Annotated in this window: 22 protein-coding genes; 15 read left to right on the top strand and 7 right to left on the bottom strand. The window is 61.0% G+C overall.

Annotation, left to right across the window (positions count from 1 at the left end; genetic code table 11):
- Window positions 1-44: 44 nt before the first annotated feature.
- Entirely contained in the window at window positions 45-473 is a 429-nt protein-coding gene (locus HJB89_RS10100; RefSeq protein WP_207583773.1) for a CoA-binding protein, read from the bottom strand.
- 120 nt (window positions 474-593) lie between these two features.
- Between HJB89_RS10100 and HJB89_RS10095 the strand changes: the two genes are divergently transcribed.
- Together HJB89_RS10095 and HJB89_RS10090 are read left to right on the top strand one after the other, a co-directional pair.
- Window positions 594-917 carry a hypothetical protein gene (locus HJB89_RS10095; protein WP_207583772.1) on the top strand — a complete coding sequence of 108 codons (324 nt, stop codon included), beginning with the start codon at window positions 594-596 and terminating at the stop codon, window positions 915-917.
- A gap of 476 nt (window positions 918-1393) precedes the next feature.
- Window positions 1394-2230 (top strand): EamA family transporter, encoded by an 837-nt coding sequence (locus HJB89_RS10090; protein WP_207583771.1) that lies wholly within the window; start codon window positions 1394-1396, stop codon window positions 2228-2230.
- Here HJB89_RS10090 and HJB89_RS10085 read toward each other — a convergent pair whose 3' ends face one another.
- Entirely contained in the window at window positions 2231-3055 is an 825-nt protein-coding gene (locus HJB89_RS10085) for an enoyl-CoA hydratase (protein ID WP_207583770.1), read from the bottom strand.
- Between the two features lie 194 nt (window positions 3056-3249).
- Complete coding sequence (locus HJB89_RS10080) at window positions 3250-3474, bottom strand: DUF1127 domain-containing protein (protein WP_207583769.1); 225 nt, start codon at window positions 3472-3474, stop codon at window positions 3250-3252.
- Window positions 3475-3568: 94 nt separating this feature from the next.
- Here HJB89_RS10080 and HJB89_RS10075 point away from each other — a divergent pair, with 94 nt between their 5' ends.
- The 7 genes from HJB89_RS10075 to HJB89_RS10045 all read left to right on the top strand — a co-directional run bounded on the left by HJB89_RS10075 (window position 3569) and on the right by HJB89_RS10045 (window position 10158).
- Window positions 3569-4447: a LysR family transcriptional regulator gene (locus HJB89_RS10075; protein WP_207584287.1), complete on the top strand. Its 879-nt coding sequence runs from the start codon at window positions 3569-3571 to the stop codon at window positions 4445-4447.
- A 312-nt stretch (window positions 4448-4759) separates the two neighbouring features.
- Window positions 4760-5224 carry a 50S ribosomal protein L13 gene (rplM, locus tag HJB89_RS10070; RefSeq protein ID WP_164008904.1) on the top strand — a complete coding sequence of 155 codons (465 nt, stop codon included), beginning with the start codon at window positions 4760-4762 and terminating at the stop codon, window positions 5222-5224.
- A gap of 2 nt (window positions 5225-5226) precedes the next feature.
- Entirely contained in the window at window positions 5227-5694 is a 468-nt protein-coding gene (gene rpsI / locus HJB89_RS10065) for a 30S ribosomal protein S9 (RefSeq protein WP_207583768.1), read from the top strand.
- A 309-nt stretch (window positions 5695-6003) separates the two neighbouring features.
- A complete protein-coding gene (gene cml, locus HJB89_RS10060; RefSeq protein ID WP_207583767.1) occupies window positions 6004-7188 on the top strand; it encodes a CmlA/FloR family chloramphenicol efflux MFS transporter in 1185 nt (394 codons plus the stop codon).
- A gap of 219 nt (window positions 7189-7407) precedes the next feature.
- On the top strand, window positions 7408-8370 hold the full coding sequence (gene speB, locus HJB89_RS10055) for an agmatinase (protein ID WP_207583766.1): 963 nt from the start codon (window positions 7408-7410) through the stop codon (window positions 8368-8370).
- A gap of 59 nt (window positions 8371-8429) precedes the next feature.
- The gene (gene argC / locus HJB89_RS10050; RefSeq protein ID WP_207583765.1) at window positions 8430-9362 is read left to right on the top strand and encodes an N-acetyl-gamma-glutamyl-phosphate reductase; all 933 of its coding nucleotides are present in this window, start codon (window positions 8430-8432) and stop codon (window positions 9360-9362) included.
- Between the two features lie 4 nt (window positions 9363-9366).
- On the top strand, window positions 9367-10158 hold the full coding sequence (locus HJB89_RS10045) for a sulfite exporter TauE/SafE family protein (protein ID WP_221149680.1): 792 nt from the start codon (window positions 9367-9369) through the stop codon (window positions 10156-10158).
- 11 nt (window positions 10159-10169) lie between these two features.
- Here HJB89_RS10045 and HJB89_RS10040 read toward each other — a convergent pair whose 3' ends face one another.
- Window positions 10170-11273, bottom strand: coding sequence for a COX15/CtaA family protein (locus HJB89_RS10040; protein WP_221149678.1), 1104 nt, complete (start codon window positions 11271-11273; stop codon window positions 10170-10172).
- 115 nt (window positions 11274-11388) lie between these two features.
- Between HJB89_RS10040 and HJB89_RS10035 the strand changes: the two genes are divergently transcribed.
- Together HJB89_RS10035 and HJB89_RS10030 are read left to right on the top strand one after the other, a co-directional pair.
- Window positions 11389-11598, top strand: a complete 210-nt coding sequence (locus tag HJB89_RS10035; RefSeq protein WP_207583762.1) for a DUF2842 domain-containing protein — start codon at window positions 11389-11391, stop codon at window positions 11596-11598.
- Between the two features lie 122 nt (window positions 11599-11720).
- Window positions 11721-12962: a GNAT family N-acetyltransferase gene (locus tag HJB89_RS10030; protein WP_221149677.1), complete on the top strand. Its 1242-nt coding sequence runs from the start codon at window positions 11721-11723 to the stop codon at window positions 12960-12962.
- 62 nt (window positions 12963-13024) lie between these two features.
- Here HJB89_RS10030 and HJB89_RS10025 read toward each other — a convergent pair whose 3' ends face one another.
- Complete coding sequence (locus HJB89_RS10025; RefSeq protein ID WP_207583760.1) at window positions 13025-15190, bottom strand: GumC family protein; 2166 nt, start codon at window positions 15188-15190, stop codon at window positions 13025-13027.
- Between the two features lie 302 nt (window positions 15191-15492).
- Here HJB89_RS10025 and HJB89_RS10020 point away from each other — a divergent pair, with 302 nt between their 5' ends.
- From HJB89_RS10020 to HJB89_RS10005, 4 genes are read left to right on the top strand one after another with little or no spacing between them, the layout of a single operon-like run.
- Window positions 15493-16068 (top strand): polysaccharide biosynthesis/export family protein, encoded by a 576-nt coding sequence (locus HJB89_RS10020; RefSeq protein WP_207583759.1) that lies wholly within the window; start codon window positions 15493-15495, stop codon window positions 16066-16068.
- A gap of 3 nt (window positions 16069-16071) precedes the next feature.
- Window positions 16072-17241 (top strand): glycosyltransferase family 4 protein, encoded by a 1170-nt coding sequence (locus HJB89_RS10015; protein ID WP_207584286.1) that lies wholly within the window; start codon window positions 16072-16074, stop codon window positions 17239-17241.
- 56 nt (window positions 17242-17297) lie between these two features.
- Entirely contained in the window at window positions 17298-18863 is a 1566-nt protein-coding gene (locus tag HJB89_RS10010; protein WP_207583758.1) for an undecaprenyl-phosphate glucose phosphotransferase, read from the top strand.
- A complete protein-coding gene (locus HJB89_RS10005; RefSeq protein WP_221115237.1) occupies window positions 18860-20092 on the top strand; it encodes an O-antigen ligase in 1233 nt (410 codons plus the stop codon). The genes HJB89_RS10010 and HJB89_RS10005 overlap by 4 nt, the downstream gene beginning before the upstream one ends.
- An 18-nt stretch (window positions 20093-20110) precedes the next feature.
- Here the strand turns inward: HJB89_RS10005 and HJB89_RS10000 are convergent, their stop codons facing one another.
- Together HJB89_RS10000 and HJB89_RS09995 are read right to left on the bottom strand one after the other, a co-directional pair.
- A complete protein-coding gene (locus tag HJB89_RS10000) occupies window positions 20111-20941 on the bottom strand; it encodes a carbohydrate ABC transporter permease (RefSeq protein WP_207583756.1) in 831 nt (276 codons plus the stop codon).
- Window positions 20941-21834 carry a carbohydrate ABC transporter permease gene (locus HJB89_RS09995; protein WP_164008873.1) on the bottom strand — a complete coding sequence of 298 codons (894 nt, stop codon included), beginning with the start codon at window positions 21832-21834 and terminating at the stop codon, window positions 20941-20943. The genes HJB89_RS10000 and HJB89_RS09995 overlap by 1 nt, the downstream gene beginning before the upstream one ends.
- Between the last annotated feature and the right edge of the window lie 171 nt (window positions 21835-22005).

Raw genomic sequence — 22005 nt, 5'->3', positions numbered from 1 at the left:
ACCCTTGGGCGTTTGGTGGAAAATCCGTCTCATCGCACCTCAACTCAGGCAATGAGACGGGGATACTCGATCGCCGGGCAGCGGTTCATCACCACCTTGATGCCGGCGGCCTCCGCCTTTGCGGCAGCCCCATCGTCACGGACGCCAAGCTGGGCCCAGATGATCTGCGGCAGCGGTCTCAGCGCCAGCGCCTCCTCGACCACCCCATCCAGATATTCGGCGGCGCGAAACACGTCGACCATGTCGATCGGCACGGGCACGTCGGCGAGCCGGGCATAAACGGTGCGGCCCTGGATCTGTTTGCCCGCCTGCCCCGGATTGACGGGAATGACCTCGTAGCCGCGCGACAGCAGATAACCCATGACGCCGTTGCTCGGCCGCGCCGGATTGGGCGAAGCGCCGGTCAGCGCGATGGTCTTTACGGAATGCAGGATTCCGGCGAGATAATCATCCGTATAGTCGTCGTGGTCCATGGTCGTTTCTCCACTCCCGAAAGCCCTCCAGCGCGGCCCGCAGTTTTTTTTGCGTTTCCGCGAAACCGGCTGCGTGTCTTTTCCGTATATATGAATTGGTTACTTCCTGAGGATGATTCGATGAAAAAAATCGCTCTTGCCCTCATGCTCGTGCTCGCCGCATCGCCGGCGCTGGCGATCTCGCGCTACAATCCGCTTGCCATGAGCTGCGCCAGCGTGCGCGCCGCCATCCACAATCAGGGCGCGGTGATCTTCCGCTATCAGTCTCCCCGTGGCTTGCCGCTTTACGATCGTTATGTCCGCAACAGCAATTATTGCGATGCGACCGATTATGCGGAATGGACGCATATCCCCTCGAAAGACAATCCCCGCTGCCCGGTCCTGAATTGCCAGAATATCGACAACCTTGACGGGATGCTTTTCGTTCCACATCATCAATTGTGATGGTTTCGCCCTCCTGACGGCCGCGGGAAGTCTGCAGGACTTTCGCCTTTGCGAAAGGCCGAAGCTCAATCCCGTGGTGCGACTTATCGACGATGGCACAATCAAAAGTTTAAAATTTTCAGTATGTCAAAGTTATAGAATAATATCTATATTTCAGCAGCATAGAATAATCACCTGCCTAATTCCCCCGGATCATTTCTGCTTATGTTCTTGATAATCCCCCGTTCCGTTCCCGTGTCCATTAGAAACATCTCATAGTTGAAAGGATCGCTTGGATTGAACGCATGTCGAGCGCACGTAAAAATTGCTTCAATCCACCGCGATTGTTTCCACACTGAAAGAATGCTATTCGTATATGAACGCGACCGCGACCGCCGCCGTGTATTTTCGTGCAAATCCCAGTTGTCTTTTCAGGAATTTGAAACGCCGAAGGCGAGGCGTTTTCCACTTCCCGCATCTTTTCCGGATTTACTCCCTTGCCACTCGACGTCATCCTGCTGGTTCTATTCGGCGCACTGCTGCATGCGACATGGAACGCCATCGTCAAGGCCGGCAGCGATAAATCTCTCGACGCGGCACTGATCTCTGCAGGCGGCGCGGTTTCGGCGCTGCCGTTCCTGGCATTTCTGCCGTTGCCGCAAAGCGCGGCCTGGCCGTTCATCGGCGTCTCGGCCATCCTGCAGTTCGCCTATTTCCAGTTGGTCGCCGCTGCCTACCGGGCCGGCGATATCGGCCTCGTCTATCCGCTGATGCGCGGCTGCGCACCGCTGCTGATCGCCGCGACAAGCGGCTTCATCCTGAAGGAAAATCTTTCCGGCGGCGCTCTCGCGGGCACGATGACAATCTGTGCGGGCGTCCTGACACTCGCTCTGGAGGCACGGCGCGGCAGCAGCCGCGCCATCCTGCTCTCGCTTGCCAATGCCTGCGTCATTGCCAGCTACACCTATGTCGACGGCATCGGCGCACGCCTTTCCGGCAATGCGGTTTCCTACACATTATGGATGTCGCTGCTGCCGCCGGTGTTGCTGTTTTCCTGGGCGGTTTCGCAACGCGGCACCTTGGCCGTGACGCGTCACGTCCGTCGCAACTGGTGGCGCGGCCTGATCGGCGGCGCCGGCTCGATCGCTTCCTACGGGCTGGCACTTTGGGCGATGACAAAAGCCCCGCTCGCAACCGTCGCGGCCTTGCGCGAAACCGCGATCCTCTTTGCGCTGGTGATCTCGATCACCGTCTTCAAGGAAAAAGCCAGCGTCTGGCGCTACGTCGCCGGTGTTGTCATCGCCATCGGCGGGCTGGTTCTGAAATTGGCGTGATCACTCGCCCTTCCATTCCGGCGTGCGCTTGCCGAGGAAGGCGCCGATGCCCTCCTCAGCATCCTGCGTCAGCATATTGTCGACCATCACTCTAGCGGCATAGTCATAGGCTGCCTCAACCGGCAGTTCGAGCTGGCGGTTGAACGCTTCCTTGCCGATCTTCAGGATCAGCGGCGATTTGCTGGCGATCACTCCGGCATATTTGGAAACCACCTGCGCCAGATACTGCTTCGGCACGATGCGGTTGACGAGGCCGAAATCCTTGCCGGTCGAGGCGTCGATCGTCTCGCCGGTCAAGAGCATCTCCATAGCCTGCTTGCGATGGGCGGCCCGGGAAACGGCCACCATCGGCGTCGAACAGAACAGGCCGATATTGACGCCCGGCGTGCAGAATGTCGACGTATCCGTGCAGATCGCCAGATCGCAGGAGGCGACGAGCTGGCAGCCGGCCGCCGTCGCCAACCCGTCAACCTCGGCGATGACGGGCTTCGGCAGATGCGCGATCTTCAGCATCAGATCGGCGCAGAGCCGGAAGGCCCTCTCGAAGAAACCGGCTCCCCGGTCCTCATCGGCGCGGTGGGCAGTGAGTTCCTTGAGATCATGCCCGGCGGAAAAGACATTGCCGGTCGAGGCGATGACGATGACGCGCACATCCGCATCCGAGCCGGCCTTATCGAGCTCGGCCATCAGCGCTTCGAGAAGCGCGATCGAGAGCGCATTGGCCGGCGGGTTGTTGAGCACGAGGCGCAGCACGCCGTCGCGCAGCGAGCGAACCAGTAACCCATCCGCCCTGTCTGCGTCCGGGAAGGATAGGATTTCGGCCATGATGCTGCTCCCTGCGCTCGATTTTAGAGCAGTTCAGCTTTTACGGAAACGCAGAACCACTCTAACTTTTTGTTTTAACGCCCTTCCGAACGGAAAACCGCTTCGCGCTTTTCCAGGAATTGCTTTGGACAGGTGTTCTGCCACAAGGCTGCGGCAATTTCGAGCAGGATATGCTCTGTCCGCAGCGGCCGCAGTCAAGACCAGAACCAGGATTTCAATATCTCAGCCTTCGCCTCAGCACGGGTCAGGCCGACATCGCAAAGCTCGTCGTCGGTGAGCTCGCAAAGCGTGCGGCGGCTGCGGCGCTTTTCCAGGTGATGCTCGATTGCCGCCAGCAGCCGCCGGCCCCTGCGCGCCGACCGGCAAAATTTCGATCGAACGATATCGCGCTCAAGGATTTCGCTCAATTCCATGGCCATCTCTTCCACCTCTCTTCAACACCAGAAGGATGGGCTGGAAACCCACATGAAGGAAGCTTATGGAAGTTATGATACACATAAGGAAATCTTTGGTATGGCGCTCAACCTCGATCAGCTCGCAACCTTCGTCAACGTCGCCGATCTCGGAAGCTTTACGGCGGCCGCCGACATGGAGGGACTGACGCAGCCGGCCGTCAGCCTGCAGGTCAAGGGGCTCGAGCAGCGGCTCGGTGTCCGGCTGATCGAGCGCGTCGGCCGGCGAGCGCAGCCCACCGCGGCAGGCCTCGACCTGCTGGTGCATGCAAGGCGATTGCTGCAGCAATCGGCCGTCGCTGAGGAAGCGATGATGCCACACAGAGACGGTGCCAGCGGCCGCGTGCGCATCGGCAGCGGCGGCACGGCGTCGATCCACCTGCTTCCTCACGCCATTGCCGCCGCCCGAAAATCCATGCCCGGCCTGGAAATCACCGTGCGCATCGGCGATGCCGACGACGTCTTGCGCGATCTGGAGGCCAACAGCCTCGATATCGCCGTCGTTGCCCTGCCGGCCTCAGGGCGCAACTTCGAGATCGAACCGTTCTACGAGGAAGAATTGCTGGCCGTCGCTCCGGCGGGCAGCCTGATACCCGACGGCGGACCGGACGCCGCCTTCATGCGCGACAGGACGCTGCTGCTTTATGAGGGCGGCAATACGCGACGGGCAATCGACGCGTGGCTGGCCGCACCGGACACTAGGATCCGACCGGCCATGGAGTTCGGCAGCATCGAAGCGATCAAGGAACTGGTAGCCGTCGGGCTCGGCTGGTCGATCCTGCCGGGACTGGCGTTGAAGCGCGACCGCGCCGGCCTCGTGACGACCTCATCGCTGCAGCCGAAGCTCACGCGCCGCCTCGGCATGGTTCTGCGCCGGGACAAGCATCTGACACGCGGCCTTCGGGAAATGATGAAATGCCTGCGCGAGTTCAAAGATTAGCGGCCGCTTCGACCGCGGCATGCTCTTTCAAACCCAGCAGGGATGCGAAAAGCGTCAAGCACGGCAGCTCTTTCGCCGGCAAATCTGTGGTAACACAATACCTCATAACTAACTCATTGTTTTTGCTTACTCTTTTTTCCAGACCTCAGGAACGTCGATATTGACCCAATGTCATATTCCCTCTATACACCGCGCCAGAACGCAGCCTGTCCGGGCTGCTTTCTTTTTGGCATGCCTCGAGCCTGTCAATCCAAGCAACAAGAAACGCCCTTCAAGCCCTCGGGCCAAGGGTCTCAAAAGAGAGTATTCACTATGGCAACCTTCTCCCAGAAGCCTGCAGAGGTGGAGAAGAAGTGGGTGATCATCGACGCCGAAGGGCTGGTCGTTGGCCGTCTCGCTTCCATCATCGCTATGCGCCTGCGCGGCAAGCACAAGGCAACCTTCACGCCCCACGTTGACGACGGCGACAACGTCATCGTCATCAATGCCGACAAGGTGGTTTTCACCGGCAAGAAATATTCCGACAAGGTCTATTACTGGCACACCGGTTTTGCCGGCGGCATCAAGGAACGTACCGCGCGCCAGATCATCGAAGGCCGCTTCCCGGAGCGCGTCCTCGAAAAGGCCGTCGAACGCATGGTTCCGCGTGGCCCGCTCGGCCGTCGCCAGATGAAGAACCTGCGCGTTTACGCCGGCTCCGCCCATCCCCATGAAGCCCAGCAGCCGGTCGCCCTCGACGTTGCCGTGCTCAACAAAAAGAATGTAAGGAGCGCCTGATCATGGCTGACCTCTCCTCCCTGAAGGATCTCGGCACGATTTCCGAAGCTGCTGCTCCGGCCCACGTCCGCAAGGTCGATTCGCTCGGCCGCTCCTACGCGACCGGCAAGCGCAAGAACGCCGTCGCCCGCGTCTGGCTCAAGCCGGGCTCCGGCAAGATCATCGTCAACGGCAAGGAATTCGCGGAATATTTCGCTCGTCCGGTGCTGCAGATGATCCTGCGCCAGCCGATCGTTGCGGCTGCCCGTGACGGCCAGTTCGACATCATCGCAACCGTTGCCGGCGGCGGCCTGTCCGGCCAGGCCGGTGCCGTTCGCCACGGCCTGTCCAAGGCGCTCACCTACTTCGAGCCGGGCCTGCGCCCGGTGCTGAAGAAGGGCGGCTTCCTGACCCGCGACAGCCGCGTCGTCGAACGCAAGAAGTACGGCAAGGCAAAGGCCCGCCGCTCCTTCCAGTTCTCCAAGCGTTAATCGCTTCGGACAGACGGAATTTACGAAGGCCGGGGAAACCCGGCCTTTTTTTGTTTGGCGCTGTTTAAACCAACCGGAAGCGCATCGGCATGTCATTGTCGCATTGCCGTTCTGCTGGTAGAAACTTGGCAAAGGGCTTCGAGAATGAGCGAAGCCGCAATCAGGGTTGCATCATGGGGACAACCAAGTCCGCAGACAAATAGGCCGCAACAACTCTGCCCTGTTGTTGCGGCGTCTGTCCGACCAATCCCGATACTGATGAAGAGACAGATCGCCGCCGAATGAAATCATTTGAGCGGGTTCTTTCCCATGTCTTATTCCAAAATCCAGCGCTGGACCTATTCCGTGCCGGCAGCCTTGCTGCTGATGGCGCCTTTCGACATCCTGACCTCTCTTGCCATGGATATCTATCTGCCGATCGTGCCGGTCATGCCGGAGGCGCTCGGCACCTCGCCTGATGTCATCCAACTGACCCTCAGCCTCTACATGCTCGTCCTCGGCGCCGGGCAGATCATCTTCGGCCCGATTTCCGATATTGTCGGACGACGGCCCGTCCTGCTCGCAGGGGCGGTACTCTTTGCCGCTTCCTCCTTCCTGCTGGCCGGCTCCTCGTCGGCGCCGCTCTTCGTGGCCTTGAGATTGCTGCAGGCAGTCGGTGCGTCGGCGGTCCTCGTCGCAACCTTCGCAACAGTGCGTGACGTTTACGCCGGACGTCCCGAAAGCATCACGATCTATGGCCTTCTCGGCTCCATCCTCTCCTTCGTGCCTGCATTAGGCCCGATCGCCGGAGCCTTGATCGCCGATCGCTTCGGCTGGCGGGCCATCTTCCTCGTCATCGGCCTGCTTTCGGTTGCCGCCCTTTTCAATGCCGGCATGCGGTGGCATGAAACCCGCCCCACCGTTACCGCGAAGATCGCTCTCCGCCCGATCCTCACAAGCTTTCCCTTCTGGGTTTATACCGGCGGCTTCAGCACGGCGATGGGGGCCTTCTTCGTCTTCTTCTCGACGGCACCCCGTGTGCTGATCGATAAAGCCGGTTTCTCCGAAATCGGCTTCAGCTTCGTCTTTGCCACAGTGGCGCTGGTGATGATCGTGACGGCGCGTTTCGCCAAACGCTTCGTCATGCGCTGGGGCATTGCCGGCAGCCTTGCCAGAGGCATGGCAATGCTGCTTCTCGGCGCCGTGCTGCTTGCCTTTGGAGAGTTGTTTCTGCAGCCTTCCCTGGTCAGCTTCGTCATGCCGATGTGGATCATCGCGATCGGCATCGTCCTTACGACGGCAGTCACCGCCAACGGCGCGCTCAACGCCTTTGGCGACACGGCAGGAACGGCGGTCGCGTTCTATTTCTGTGTCGAGAGCATCATCGTCGGCTTTGCCGGAACCGCCTTCGTGCTCCTGCTCGGCGGCGACAGCGCCTGGCCACTCGTGGGCTACGTCAGTGCGGCCGCGCTGACGACTCTGGCCGGATTGTGGTCCCTGCGGCGGCCGGCCTGACAGGAGCGGATGACGGCGGCTCGACGATATACGAGCGGCCGTCATCCGAACGATTGCTTGAAATCTGCCCGCGCCTCGCCTACCCCTTTCTGCGCGCAGGGGATCGGTCAATTCCTTCGTAAGAGACCCGCCCGACGCCCATGCATCGAACGGCGTCATGCAATGCAGCGTCCGCATCGAACGCGACTATGGTTTTGCGACCGAAAAAAGGAGCATCACTTGGCGAACAGATCGATTGATCATGCCTTCACGGCGACCAGCCTCACCTCCGCCGCCAGCGACCCGACCTTTGCTGGCGCGCTGTCCTTCATGCGCCGCCGCTTCACCAAGGAGCTCGCCGGCGTCGACGTTGCCGTCTGGGGTATTCCCTTCGACGCCGCGACCTCGAACAGGCCGGGCACGCGCTTCGGGCCGCAAGCGATCCGGCGCGCCTCGGCGATCTTCGACAATGATCCGCAATATCCCTTCAACCGCGATCTCTTCACCGAGATGGCCGTCATCGATTACGGCGATTGCCTGCTCGACTACGGCAATCATCAGGATACGCCTGATGCCATCGAACGCCAGGCCAACGTCATCCTCGACAGCGGCGCTTTTCTGCTGACGCTCGGCGGCGATCACTACGTTACCTGGCCGCTGCTGAAAGCCCACGCGGCAAAACACGGGCCGCTCGCGCTTGTGCAGTTCGACGCGCACCAGGACACCTGGTTCGACGAAGAACGGCGCATCGACCATGGTTCCTTCGTGGCACGGGCCGCCCGCGAGGGCATCATTGATCCCGACCGCTCGATCCAGGTCGGTATCCGCACCCATGCGCCGGAGGATTTCGGCGTCAATATTCTCTATGGTCATCAGGTCGAGGAGATGAGCGCCGGCGATATCGCCTCGGCGATCATCTCGCATACGCGCGGCGCGCCGGCCTATCTCACCTTCGATATCGATTGCCTCGATCCGGCCTTTGCACCGGGCACCGGCACGCCGGTTGCCGGCGGCCCATCGAGCGCCAAGATCCTCTCGGTGCTGCAGCGCCTGCACCAGCTCGATATTCGCGGTGCCGATGTCGTCGAGGTGTCGCCACCCTACGACCATGCCGATATCACCGCCATTGCGGGGGCAACGGTGGCGATGTATATGCTGGGGCTTCATGCCGAGAGACGCGCCATCGCCGTGTCACAAGGCTGACGTATCATCCCAAAGTGAATCCGGAAACCTTCTGAACCCATTGAAAGCGCAGGTCTAACATGGCACCGAAAATCTTCATCGACGGCGAACACGGCACGACGGGTCTGCAGATCCGCACGCGCATGGCTGGCCGCCGCGATGTCGAGCTTCTGTCCATTCCAGAGGCCGAGCGGCGCAACGCGGCCATGCGCGAGGACATGCTGAACAGCACCGATATCGCCATTCTCTGCCTGCCTGACGACGCTTCCAAGGAAGCGGTGCAGATGGTTTCGGCCAACAATAACGTCCGCGTCATCGACACCTCGACCGCCTTCCGCGTCAATTCCGGCTGGGCCTATGGCTTTGCCGAAATGGACAGCGCGCAGGCCGACAGGATCAAGGCGGCCCGTTTTGTCGCCAATCCCGGCTGCTACCCCACGGGCGCGATCGGCCTCATCCGGCCGCTGCGTGCTGCCGGCATGCTGCCGGACGGCTATCCGGTGACGGTCAACGCGGTGTCCGGCTATACCGGCGGCGGCAAGCAGATGATCGCGCAGATGGAAAACCCGGATCACCCGGATGCGATCACCGCACCACATTTCCTCTACGGCCTGCCGCTGACCCACAAACATGTGCCTGAAATGACCGTGCACGGACTGCTCGACCGCGCGCCGATCTTCTCGCCGTCGGTCGGCAAGTTCGCACAGGGCATGATCGTCCAGGTGCCGCTGCATCTCGGCGACCTCGCCGAAGGCACGACGATGGAGAGCATCCATGCAGCCCTCGTCGCCCATTATGCCGGCCAGGATATCGTCACCGTCGTGCCGCTCGCCGAAAGCAAGGTCCTGCCCCGCATCAACGCCGTCGAGCTCGAAGGCAAGGACACGATGAAGCTCTTCGTCTTCGGCACGCCAGGCACCTCGCAAGTCAATCTGGTGGCGCTGCTCGACAATCTCGGCAAGGGCGCCTCGGGTGCTGCCGTGCAGAATATGGACCTGATGCTCGCCTCCTGACGTCATGACGCTCGATGTGCTCATCGCCGGCGTGCACGCCTGGTTTGCCGCCGCCCTGCCCGACCATGGCATCTATGCGCTGATGGCGTTCGCCGTCGTCGCCGGGCTCGCCCGCGGTTTTTCGGGCTTCGGCGCCGCATTGATCTTCATTCCGCTCGCCGGCGCGATCGTCGGGCCGAAGCTGGTCTCGCCGATCCTGCTCGTCATCGACGGCATTGCGACAGTCGGGATGATCCCGCCCGCATGGCGCGGCGCCAACCGACCCGAGGTCTTCGTCATGGCGGCGGGTGCGGCCCTCGGCGTCCCGGCCGGCACGGCGATGCTGGCGCTGCTCGACCCGCTGCTTTTGCGCTGGAGCATTACCATCATCGCGATCGCCCTACTCGCGCTTCTCGCATCGGGATGGCGATACCACGGCGCGCCTTCGGCAGCACTCAGCAGCGGCATCGGCCTAATCGCCGGGCTTTTCAGCGGCGCCGCGCAGCTCGGCGGGCCGCCTGTTGTCGCCTACTGGCTTGGCGGCAAAAGCGACTTCACGCGCGTCAGGGCGAACGTCGTTCTCTATTTCTCGATCTCGTCCGTCTTCAGTGCCATCAGCTATTATATCGGCGGACTGTTCGTGCCCGCCGTCTTCGCACTGACCGCCATCATCCTGCCGAGTTATGCGGTCGGGCTTTACGGCGGCTCGAAACTGTTCGGGCTCGCCGAGGAGCGAACCTTCCGCATCGCCTGCTATATCCTGATCGCCGCCGCCGCGATCATCGGCATGCCGTTGCTCGACGGGGTGCTGCGTTAGAACAGGATGATTCAATCGCGCTCTGTGATCATCGTCCCATGCGGATATTCGCCGTAAAAGCCGCGCCAGTTGGCGACGGCGAAACCGAAAACCACCAGGGCACCGGCCTGATGCAGCAGGCCCCAGTGAAGCGGCACCTGCATCAGCAGCGTGGCGATGCCGATCGCCGCCTGCAGGGTCACCAGCGCGAAGAGCACGACGGCGCGGCGGGCATGGGTGGTCCATGGTGCGGCGCGCAGCGCGATCACCATGTTGATCAAGGTCAATGCGAAGAGCGTATAAGCGCCGATGCGGTGGATGAATTGCACCGTCTTCGGGTTCTCGAAGGCGTTGATCCAGAAGGGCTGCTGGATCAGCAGATCCGACGGGATGACGGCGCCATCCATCAGCGGCCAGGTATTGTAGGAAAAACCGGCGTCGAGCCCTGCCACCAGCGCACCGAGATAGATCTGGAACAGCGCGAAAATGGCGATCGCGGCGGCAAAACCGCGCGAGTTGCGTGCCGGCGCCGGATCATTTGAATGCCTGGAAAGCCCGCGCATGATCCACATGCAGCCGGCAAAGATCAGGCAGGCCATGACGAGATGCGTCGCCAGCCTGTACTGGCTGACGTCGGTGCGGACAGACAGGCCAGACGACACCATCCACCAGCCGATAAAACCCTGCAGGCCACCAAGCGCCAGAATGCCGACGAGCGGCCAGCGCAGGCGCTTTTCAATCCGCCCCGTCAGCCAGAAAAAGATGAGCGGCAGCGCGAAGATCACGCCGATGCCACGGGCGATCAGCCGGTGCGCCCATTCCCACCAGAAAATGCCCTTGAACTCGTCGACGGTCATCGAGCTGTTCAACTGCTGAAACTCAGGAATGCGCTGGTAGAGGCGAAATTCCTCCTCCCATTCGGCAGCCGACAGCGGCGGGATGACGCCGTGGATCGGCTTCCACTCGGTGATCGACAGGCCGGAATTGGTCAGCCGCGTGGCGCCACCGACGAGCACGAGACAGAAGAGCGCCAAAAGCACGAAACCAAGCCAGAAACGCAAGGCGCGGCGGTCGCGGTCCTGCTTGCGCACTTCGCTCAGGATCGCCTGTTCCGTGGTCGGGTTTGCGACAGCCATGATGTCTCCTTCTATCCGGCAGTTGATTTGCCCCACCGGCTCATGCAAAACAAGCCCCGAACCTTTGCGGCATGCCGTCGCGCCGGCTCGCCCTGTCCATGCCGAGAGATAAACGATGCCCATTCGCCTCCGCAAATTCATCGGCACGATCCTCATCGTCGTGCTCGTGCTGGTCTATGCGCTGGTGGCGAACACGATCGCGGTGGCAGCGCTCGGCAACGCGCCCTGGTGGGGACACCTGCTCTATTTCCTGCTCACCGGCCTGCTCTGGGTATTGCCGGCAATGGTGATCATCAAATGGATGGCCGGACCGCCGCAGCAATAGGCCATTAACGGCCGAATAACCGTGATCGGCGGAAAACCTCGCCCGACGCGTGCAGTTAAACCAAATATACGTCTGGCATACCTACCTTCCCGTTCAGCATTCTTGACCGGAGAAAACCACCCGTGCAGACGCAAAAGCTCGATGTTCATGAACAGCCGTCGGAGGACGTGGCGCTGGCCCAAACGGCCATTTCGCGCCTGCGTCAGCTGAGCATGAAACTCGCCATGGCCGAAGTCGATATCGAAGTCTTCGACGCAATGCAGCCGTTGGAGGACGACTGGCGAGCGCTGGAGCGCGACAATCTCCAGTCACTCCATCAGAGCTATGATTGGTGCGCCGCCTGGGTGAGCGCCTTTCAGCGGCCGCTGGCGATCCTCAAAGGCACCTATGCGGGTCAGACGGCATTCATTCTGCCGGTCGAAATCATCAAGTCTCGGGGGCTTGCGACCGCGAAGTTCATCGCCGCCGATCACAGCAATATCAATACCGGCCTGTTCTCCGAGAGCTTTGCAGAGGCCGGCGGGACCATCGATCCCGGCAAGTTCGCCGGTCAGCTGCAGCAGGCGCTCAAGGGTCGGGCCGATCTGCTGCTGCTGCAGAACATTCCGCTGGAATGGCGCGGACGACCGACCCCGCTTGCGGGGCTGCCGATGGTGCAGAACCAGAATCATGCCTATCAGCTGCCGTTCTTTCCCGCTTTCGAGGACACGCTGAAGCAGCTCAACGCCAAGAACCGACGCAAGAAATTCCGTGTTCAATCGAAACGTCTCGAGGCGGCCGGCGGCGTCGAATACGTTGTCCCCGAGACTTCGGAAGAACAGCACCGTCTGCTCGATATCTTTTTCCGCCTGAAGAGCGCCCGCTTCGCCAGCCTCGGCCTGCCCGACGTCTTCGCCGACAAGGAAACGCGGGCCTTTTTGCACGGCCTCATCGACAAGCGGGATGACGACCGGCGGTATTTCGGGCTGCAGATGCATGTGCTGCGGCTCAAAAGTGAGAATGAGGGCCGGGTCGCCGCAATTTCAGGGATTTCGCGCAAGGGCGACCACATCATCTGCCAGTTCGGCGCAATCGACGAAGAGCTCGTTCCGCATACGAGCCCCGGCGAATTCCTCTATTGGCAGACCATTTCGGGATTGCATGGCAAGGGCGTGGCGCTGTTCGATTTCGGCCTTGGCGACCAGACTTACAAGCGTTCCTGGGCGCCTGTGGAGACCGCGCATTACGACGTGGTGCTGCCGGTCTCGCAGTTCGGCGTTCTCGCCGGCGCCGCGCACCGGATCGTCACCCGCGGCAAGGCCCATATCAAGGCCCGCCCGAAGCTCTATAAGTTCACGCAGAGCATCCGAGCACGGCTCGGCTAAGCGGTCTTTGTCTTACGCATGTCGTTGCCGCAAAACCGCGGCACACTTTTGCGCGGCATGCGTTAGGCGGCCTGGCCGAGCCTCTGCTCCGCCGCTTCACCACCCGACATCAACACGACGCGCTCGTAGCCCGCAGCCTGGAATTCCGTCATCAGGGCAACGAAGATCGTCTCCTCGACTTCCGGCAGGGAGAGAATGATCTCGACGTCGCGGCTGCGCGTCAGCCGCGAGACGCCGGCGACATCGGCCGAACCGCATTCGACCACCACGAGGTCGTAGGCGGCGGCAAGCGCATCGAGCAGCAGCGACAGCCGGTCCACACCGCGCATGGCGCGGCGAACGTCACTCTGGCCCTGGGGAATGAGATGGGCATCGGAAAGGTGGTCGCCGTGGATCGTGTCGCCAAAAGCGGCCTCGCCGCATAGCAGATCGGTGACGCCAAGAGCGGCCTGGTCCTCGGCCATCAATTCTGTGGGATAACCGGAACCGGTCATATCGATCAGGATGACGCGGCGGCCGGCGTCGGCGAGCATGCGGGTCAGCAAAACCGTTGCCGCCGAGCCATTGTCACCGGTCGGAGATATTGCGATTGCCAGCGGCGCCCGGCTGCCTGCGAGATAATCCGCAACCGAGGCGATTGAGAATTCGTTCTCGTCCTCCGGCGCCGCCTCGGCAGCCTTGACGTCCTCGACCGGATCTTCGTCGGCGACCACGGCGAGCATGCTCGGCCGGACGGGCTTTCTGACGACAGCGATAACGGGAGCGGCCTGCGGGGTATCCCTGTCCTCGACGAGCGTTTCGGCCTCGATCGCCTCACGGGACGCATCGACGGCACGCAGCGCCCGGCCGCTGAAAAGTTCGGCCAGCATGGTGACGATGGCGCTCAAGATCAATGTCGCAACGGTCGCGACGACGACGATCGGCACCACCTTCGGGAAATAGGGATCGACCGGCTCGATGGCTTTGGAAACGATACGGGCATCGGCTGGGCTCGAATTGCTGTCGGCGCGCGAGGCAGCCTCGCGGTAGCGCACCAGATAGGTTTCGAGCAGCTGCCGCTGGGCGGTCGCCTCGCGCTCCAGCGCATTAAGACCGACCTCGTCTTCACCGGCGCGAGCGCTATTGGCCTGCACCGTATCCGACTGCCGCTCAAGCTCGCTCGCTCTCAGATCTGCGACCTTGGATTCGTTGTCGATGCTCGCCAGAATCTTCTGGGTCTCCTGGCGGATCTGAGCCCGGATATCGGAGAGCTGGGCACGCAGGCTTTTCAGCCGCGGATGATTGTTGAGAAGGCTGGTCTGCAGGTCTGAAATCTGCGACTGCAGGCCGGATTCCGTCGCTTTCAGCCGCTGGATCGCCTGGGACGACATGATGTCCGGCAGCGTGTCGGAGGCCTCGCCCGAAGACAGCGCATTGCGCACCGCCTGCGCCCTCGCCTCGGCATTGGCCTTGTCGCCGCGCACACGGGTCAGCTCAGCAGAGATATCGTTCAGCTGCTGGGCCGGAAAGGTGGTCGTGCCGTTGGTCTGCAGCAGCCCGTGGGAGGTGCGATATTCAGCGACCTTCTTCTCGGCTTCGCTGACCTTGCCACGCAGGCCTTCGATCTCCGGCTCCAGCCAGCGCGTCGCTTCGGAATTGGAATCGAGCTTGGCGCCGCTCTGCGTCGAAAGATAGACATTGGCCATGGCGTTCGGAATGGCGGCGGCGAGCTTCGGGTCCTTCGAAGTAAAACTGATGCCGATGACGCGTGAACCCGGCACCTGGTAGACCTGCAGGCGTTCGACGAAGGCATCGATCACTCGCTCTTCCGGCGGATTCTCCAGCGGGTTCTTCTTCAGATGCAGCTTCACCAGGATGCTGCTCATCGCCGAGCCGTCGGCTGCATCGTCGAATTCCGGCAGGTTATAGAGCTTCAGGTCGTTGATGACCTTCTTGAGAAGATCGGCCGATTGCAGCAGCTGCACCTGGCTGGCGATATTCAGCTCATCCATCAGCGGACCGGCGCTGGCGTCGTTGGCCTGCTGGGTGCTGGCGAAGGCCGGCGCGCGGGGTTCGATCAGAATGCGCGTTTCGCTGCGAAATTGTGGCGACATGATCTTGGCGCCTGTAAAGGCGACGCCCGCCCCCACGAGGGTAATCGCCAGAATCCGCAGACGGCGCGCCCAGACGGCGCGGACCAACTGGCCGAGGTCGATGTCCACATCCTGATCACGCGCTACGCCGGACATGCTCTTACTCCACAACAAAGGTGCCGCAAGCGTAAACGACCATGGTAACTCAACGGTTAATGGCAATCTTGCGGAGTAATGAGCGGAGCATGATGCCGAAAAGTGTGAGCGGTTTTGGGCGACATCATGCTCTGACTTTTAATTTAGAACAGGATTCAGATCTGAGGCCGATCCGGCCTAAGATCATCCTGTTCTAAGGAGCGATGAAGGAAACCAGGAAATTGCAAGCGGCCTTTACCGGGCATTAACCCTAACGGATCGATAACGGCTCTACCGAGTTCATTTTCTGTGAGCACAAACGGATGTCTGTCGTCCAGCCCAAGATCCTTTTGGCCCTGAGCCTTGCAGCCATGACGGCAGCATTGGGCGGCTGCACGACGTACAAGCCGGCTCCGAAGGCCTTCAACGAGGCGACTATCCAGCCCTATACGCTGGACAGCGGCGATCGGTTGCGCGTTACCGTCTTCGACCAGCAGAGCCTGACCAACACCTATACGGTGGATCAGGCCGGCTATATTGCCTTCCCCCTCATCGGCCAGGTCCCTGCCCGCGGCCGAACTCTGCAGCAGCTCTCGGGGCAAATCGCTCAGAAACTGCAACAGGGCTATCTTCGCGATCCCGACGTCACCATCGATGTCGATCGCTACCGTTCGATCTTTCTCATGGGCGAAGTCGGCCAACCCGGCCAGTATGCCTATGTCCCCGGCATGACGGTGCAGAATGCTATCGCGGTCGCTGGCGGCTTTACCGGCCGCGCCAACCAGAGCATGGTCGACGTCACCCGCAAGATCAACGGACGAGTGCTGACCGGCCGCATCAACATATCGGGGCCGATTATCGCCGGCGACACGATCTATGTTCGCGAACGGCTCTTCTGAATGATGGCAGAACAGCAGCCGCTCCGCATCCTCCATTGCTTCAGGTCGCCGGTCGGCGGGATTTTCCGACATGTCCGCGACCTCGTCGAGGAGCACAGCAAGGCCGGTCATGAAATCGGCATCCTCTGTGACAGCTCGACTGGCGGCGAATACGAGGACAGCCTGTTCGACGATATCCGTCCCTATCTCTCGCTCGGCCTGACACGCGTGCCGATCCGGCGCTCGATCAGTCCGTCAGATATTGCGACGATGTGGGATACATACAAGAAAATCAAAAGTTTGCGGCCGGATGTGCTGCACGGACACGGCGCCAAGGGCGGCGTGCTCGCGCGACTTGCCGGCTCAGCGTTGCGGGTGAACAGGTATCGCGTAGCCCGCCTCTACACCGCGCATGGTGGAAGCCTGCATTATTCGCGTTCCTCGTTCAGTGGACAGTTCGTCCTCAGGATGGAGCGCCTGCAGGAATATTTCACCGATGCGCTGGTCTTCATCTGCGAATACGAGCGCGACACCTATGCGCGCAAAGTGGGTAAGCCGCGGACGAAGACGAGACTGATCTATAACGGTATCGCCGAGCGCGATTTCGAGCCGATCCCGACCCGCTCGGATGCGGTGCATTTCATCTATGTGGGAATGCTCCGGGACCTCAAGGGTCCCGATCTGTTTGTCGATGCCTTCGCCAAGACCGAACGGCTGCTCGGCAGGCCGCTGTCGGCACTGATGATCGGCGACGGGCCGGATCGCGATCGCTACCGCGAGATGATGGTCGAGCGCGGCCTCGGCAAACGCATCGGCATGCTACCGGCGATGCGGGTCCACGAAGCCTTCTCCATGGCGCAGAACCTTGTCGTTCCCTCGCGCGCCGAAGCCATGCCCTATATCGTGCTCGAAGGGCTCGGCGCCGGCAAGACGATCATCGCAAGCCGTGTCGGCGGCATTCCCGAGGTGCTCGGCGCCGACAGCGCAGCCCTTGTGGAGGCCGGGAATTCCGACGATCTCGCGCGCGTCATGGCGGAAACGCTGAGCACACCCGACTGGCACGCCAGGACGATGCCGAAGCCCGAGGCGGTGAAGGCGGTGTTTTCCTCCGCCGTCATGGCACGCGATGTCCTGAAATTGTACCATGAACTCGTCGGTGCCGCCGACCGTCAAGCAATGCCCGCCGCCTCGTAAATATTTCTTAGGGGCTTTCTGGTATTTCGCTTGGTGACAACGAGCGAAAAAGCCCCATGAACAAGCTGGAAAAAGGCGATCAATTCGACGTGGAAGCACTGCGCAAGCAGGTCTCCGACATCGAGGTGCGCGGCGACGCGGGTCAGGAAAAACCTTCCGGCCCGACCGAAATCAACCCCTATGCCCGGCAGATCGCCGAACAGTTCCGCGATGGAACCAATTCGCCTGTCATCATCATCGGGCAATTGCGGCTGCTGGAATTCCTGGCGCTCTTCGCGATCGCCCTGATCGTTCACACTTTCTGGCCCGGCGACGGCCATGATTCCTCCTGGATGCGGGCGGGCATGGCGGCGATCGCTTCGGCCTTGACCGTCATCGGCCTCCAGCTTGCCGACACCTACACCATCCCAGCGCTTCGGGCCAAGCTGCGGCTGATCCCGCGCATTCTGGCTTCGTGGACGATCGCGCTTCTCCTGACCGTCGGCCTGTTCGCTCTGGTTCGCGGCAGCACATGGGCGATGGTCGTCGACGCCTTTATACCCTGGTTTGCAGCCGGCGCGCTCTTCCTTGCCGCCGAGCGTTTCCTCGTCACCTACGGCATCCGCAACTGGGCGCGCAACGGCATCATGGAGCGCCGCGCCGTCATCGTCGGTGGCGGTGAGCCGGCCAAGGACCTGATCCGCATCCTCGAACAGCAGGATGACAACGACATCCGCATCTGCGGCATCTTCGACGATCGCGGCGAAAAGCGCTCGCCGATCATGGTCGCAGGCTATCCGAAGCTCGGCACCGTGGCCGAACTCGTCGAATTCGTGCGGCTGACGCGCATCGACATGCTGATCATCGCTCTGCCGCTTTCGGCCGAGGCGCGTATCTACGACCTTTTGAAGAAGCTCTGGGTTCTGCCGGTCGATATCCGCCTTGCCGCGCATGCCAACCGGCTGCGTTTCCGGCCGCGCGCCTATTCGCATGTCGGCTCGGTGCCGATGCTCGACATTTTCAAGATGCCGATCCGCGACTGGGATTCCGTCGCCAAGCGCGGCTTCGACATCTTCTTCACCGTCGTCGCGCTGGCGCTGCTCTGGCCGCTGATGGTAGCGACGGCGATTGCCATCAAGGCAACCTCCGAAGGCCCGGTTTTCTTCATGCAGAAGCGCCACGGCTTCAACAACGAAATCATCAACGTCTTCAAATTTCGCTCGATGTACACCAACATGGCCGACCCTACGGGAAAGGCCGCGGTCACCAAGGGCGATCCGCGTGTCACCCGCGTCGGCCGCTTCATCCGCAAGACCTCGATCGACGAATTGCCACAGTTTTTCAATGTCTTGAGGGGCGAGCTTTCGCTGGTCGGGCCGCGCCCGCATGCGGTTCTCGCCCAAGCCCGCGACCGCGCCTTCGGCGATGTCGTCGAGGGTTATTTCGCCCGCCACCGCGTCAAGCCCGGCGTCACCGGCTGGGCCCAGATCAATGGCTGGCGCGGTGAGGTGGACAATGACGAGAAGATCAAGTTCCGCACCGCATACGACCTCTATTACATCGAGAACTGGTCGCTCTGGTTCGATCTCAAGATCCTGTTCCTGACGCCGATCCGGCTGCTCAATACGGAAAACGCCTATTGACCGCGATCGAGGCGACATATCCGCGTGTCGCCCAGCCGCAGCGGATGACGCTGCGCCTGATCGGCTCGGCCTTCGTCGCCTTCGGCGTCTTCCTTTCCGGTTTCGTGATCGACGAGCCGGCACCCTACGAACTCTGGATGGCGGGGTTGATCGGCCTCTGGTTCATCCTGGGCCTCAGGATTTCGCGCGGCGTGGCGCCGCTGCTTGCCCTGCTGCTCACCTTCAATATCGGCGGCATGCTGTCGCTGACGCAGATGAAGGATCTGGCGACAGGGCCGATGTATATTGCGGTGTCGACCTTCCTGGCGCTGACGGCGGTCTTCTACGCAGCGATTATCGAGGATAGCCACAAGCGGCTGCCGCTGATCTTCAACGCCTGGACCTTCGCCGCCGTCGCCACCTCAGCGCTCGGCATACTCGGCTATTTCCATGCCTTTCCAGGCGCGGAAATCTTCACACTCTATGACCGCGCCAAGGGCGCCTTCCAGGACCCGAACGTCTTCGGCCCCTTCCTGGTGCCGCCATCACTCTATCTCGTCCACGGCATTCTGGTGGGCGACCTGAAGAAATCACCGCTGAAGGCTGCCGCCTTGCTCGTACTTGCGCTCGGCATCTTCCTGTCCTTTTCCCGCGCCGCCTGGGGTCTGTTCGCGCTCGGCGTGGGGCTGCTGATCTTCATCATGCTGCTCAAGGAGCGCAGCGGCGCCTTTCGCCTCAGGGTGCTGGTGCTGTCGCTGGCAGCGATCATCATGTTGGTCGCTTCGCTGCTGGTGGCGCTGCAGATTCCGAAGGTCGCCGAACTGTTTTCGGCGCGCGCCCAGCTGGTGCAGCAATATGACGGCGAGCATCTCGGCCGTTTCGAGCGCCACCGGATCGGCTTCACCATGATGATGGAGCGCCCGCTCGGCATCGGCCCGCTGGTGTTCGGCACAATGTTTCCCGAGGACGAGCACAATATCTGGCTGAAATCGCTCACCACCTATGGCTGGCTCGGCTTCGTTAGCTATGTCGGCATGCTCATCTGGACGCTTGCGCTCGGCTTCCGATACCTGCTGCTCGACCGCCCGTGGCAACCCTTCCTGATGATCGCCTGGATCTCGGTTCTCGGCCATGCGACGATCGGCAACGTCATCGACATCGACCACTGGCGCCATGTCTATCTGCTGCTCGGCACTGTCTGGGGCTGTGCGGCACTAGAAGTGCGCCACAGGCGTGGCCGGAGGCCATAGCTCCGATAATGTCGCAGTCTATTTCGTCGCGCCCGCCGTCAAGCCGGCGATAAACCGCCGCTGGAAAACCAGATACGTCAGGATGAGCGGGAAAATCACGATCACCGCGCCGGCGGTCAGAACTGGCGTGTTGACAGTGTAACGCCCTTGGAAAAACAGCATGCCGAGGGGCAGCGTCCGATAGGCGTCGTCGTTGACCAGAATGAACGGAATGAGAAACTCGTTCCAGGTCCAGATGAACAGGAACAGCGCCAGTGTCGACATTGCCGGTATCATCAGCGGGATAACGATCTTGCGAAGGATATGAAAGCGTCCGGCGCCGTCGAGGACCGCCGCTTCGAGAACTTCCTCCGGCAATTGCTGCATCGCACTGGCGAGGAAGATCGTTGAGAACGGTATCGACATGGCGATCTGCGGGATAATAAGCGCCGCATAGGTATTGATCAGCCCAAGGTATCGCATTTCATAGTAAAGCGGGATGATGAAGGCCTCGGCCGGCACCATCATGCCGAGCGTCAGGATCGCGAACAGCGTGCGCCGGAGCGGGAATGACAGGTAGGCAAAGGCAAAACCGGTCAGCAGGCCTAGAAAGACGCTTACTGCAACGACGGGTATGACAACGATGATCGAATTCCAGAAGTAGATGTTGAAATGTCCGGCATTCCAGGCATCGACATAATTTTCGAAATGCGGGTAGGCCGGCAATGCGAAAGCACCCCTGAGAACGTCAGCCTTGCTCTTTATCGACGTCAGCAGCAGAAGCAGGAACGGCGTGATCGTTACGAAAGCAAGAAGCCAGAGGAGAAGGCGAAGGAAGAGCGCGGCGGGGATGTTGGACGAACGGCTCATCAAGCCACTCCTTTGCTTCTAGAGCCGACCAGCCGGTGAATTGCATAGTTGATTGCGAATGTCAGCAACGCGCCGACAATGGCGATGGCCGCCGCAGCGCCGAACCGATTGAGCTCGAAGCCGAGCTGATACATGTAGATATTCGGCACGAGCGTCGCGTTTGCCGGTCCGCCGCGGGTCATTGTAAAAATCAAGTCGAAGCTTTTGATCGATGCTATCACCGTCAGAAGCAAAACCACCCTTATCTCAGGCATGAGAAGCGGCAGCGTTATCCAGAAAAATGTCTTTCGCGCCGAAGCGCCATCGACCTTGGCAGCATCGAACAGCGACGGGTCGATGCGCTGAATTCCGGTGAGGAAGATGACCATGCAGAAACCAAAGAAATACCATGTGGCAACGATCCCGACCGCGGGAAGCACAAAATTGAAATCTCCGAGCCACGGTAATGCGAACCTGCCCAGTCCTATCGCTCTGAGAAACTGATTGAACGGGCCGAATGCAGGATTGTAGAGCCATGCCCAGATGATGCCCAACACGGCAGTCGGCATGATATAGGGCAGAAACAGGAACGTTCTGAGCGCGAGTTGTTCGCGCTGCTTCAGATTCCAGACGCAGGCAGCAAGCGTTATGCCGAGCACGAGCGGCAGAACACAGTAGAAGATCATGAGCTCGGCGTTGTTACGCAAGGCGATGTAAAAACGGCTGTCGGAAAAGAGATCGGCATAATTACCGAGGCCAACCCACCTCGGCATGCTCAAGCCGTCCCAACTGGTCAGGCTCAATCCCAAAGCCGCGACAATCGGTCCAAAGACAAACGCCGCGTAAAGCAGCAATCCAGGCAATAAATAGATGAAATTGGTATGTTGCGTTCCATCAAGTGCGGAGCGTTTCATCCAGTACTCCATGAAGCCAAAGCTCTGGTCATCGCGCAGCAAGGCGTGAACTCGCAGCGCTCATTTTAACGTGGCGAACGGGACGCCGGTTGGACCGCCGAGCTGGCGGTCGTGACCACCGAGCCGGTGGTCGTGACCACCGAGCTGGCGATCACGACCAGCGTCCGTGCT

This window comes from Rhizobium sp. NZLR8, assembly GCF_019685025.1.
Lineage (GTDB): Bacteria > Pseudomonadota > Alphaproteobacteria > Rhizobiales > Rhizobiaceae > Rhizobium.
The sequence above is the reverse complement of the archived record's forward strand: the minus strand, read 5'-3'. Positions and strand labels throughout refer to the sequence as shown.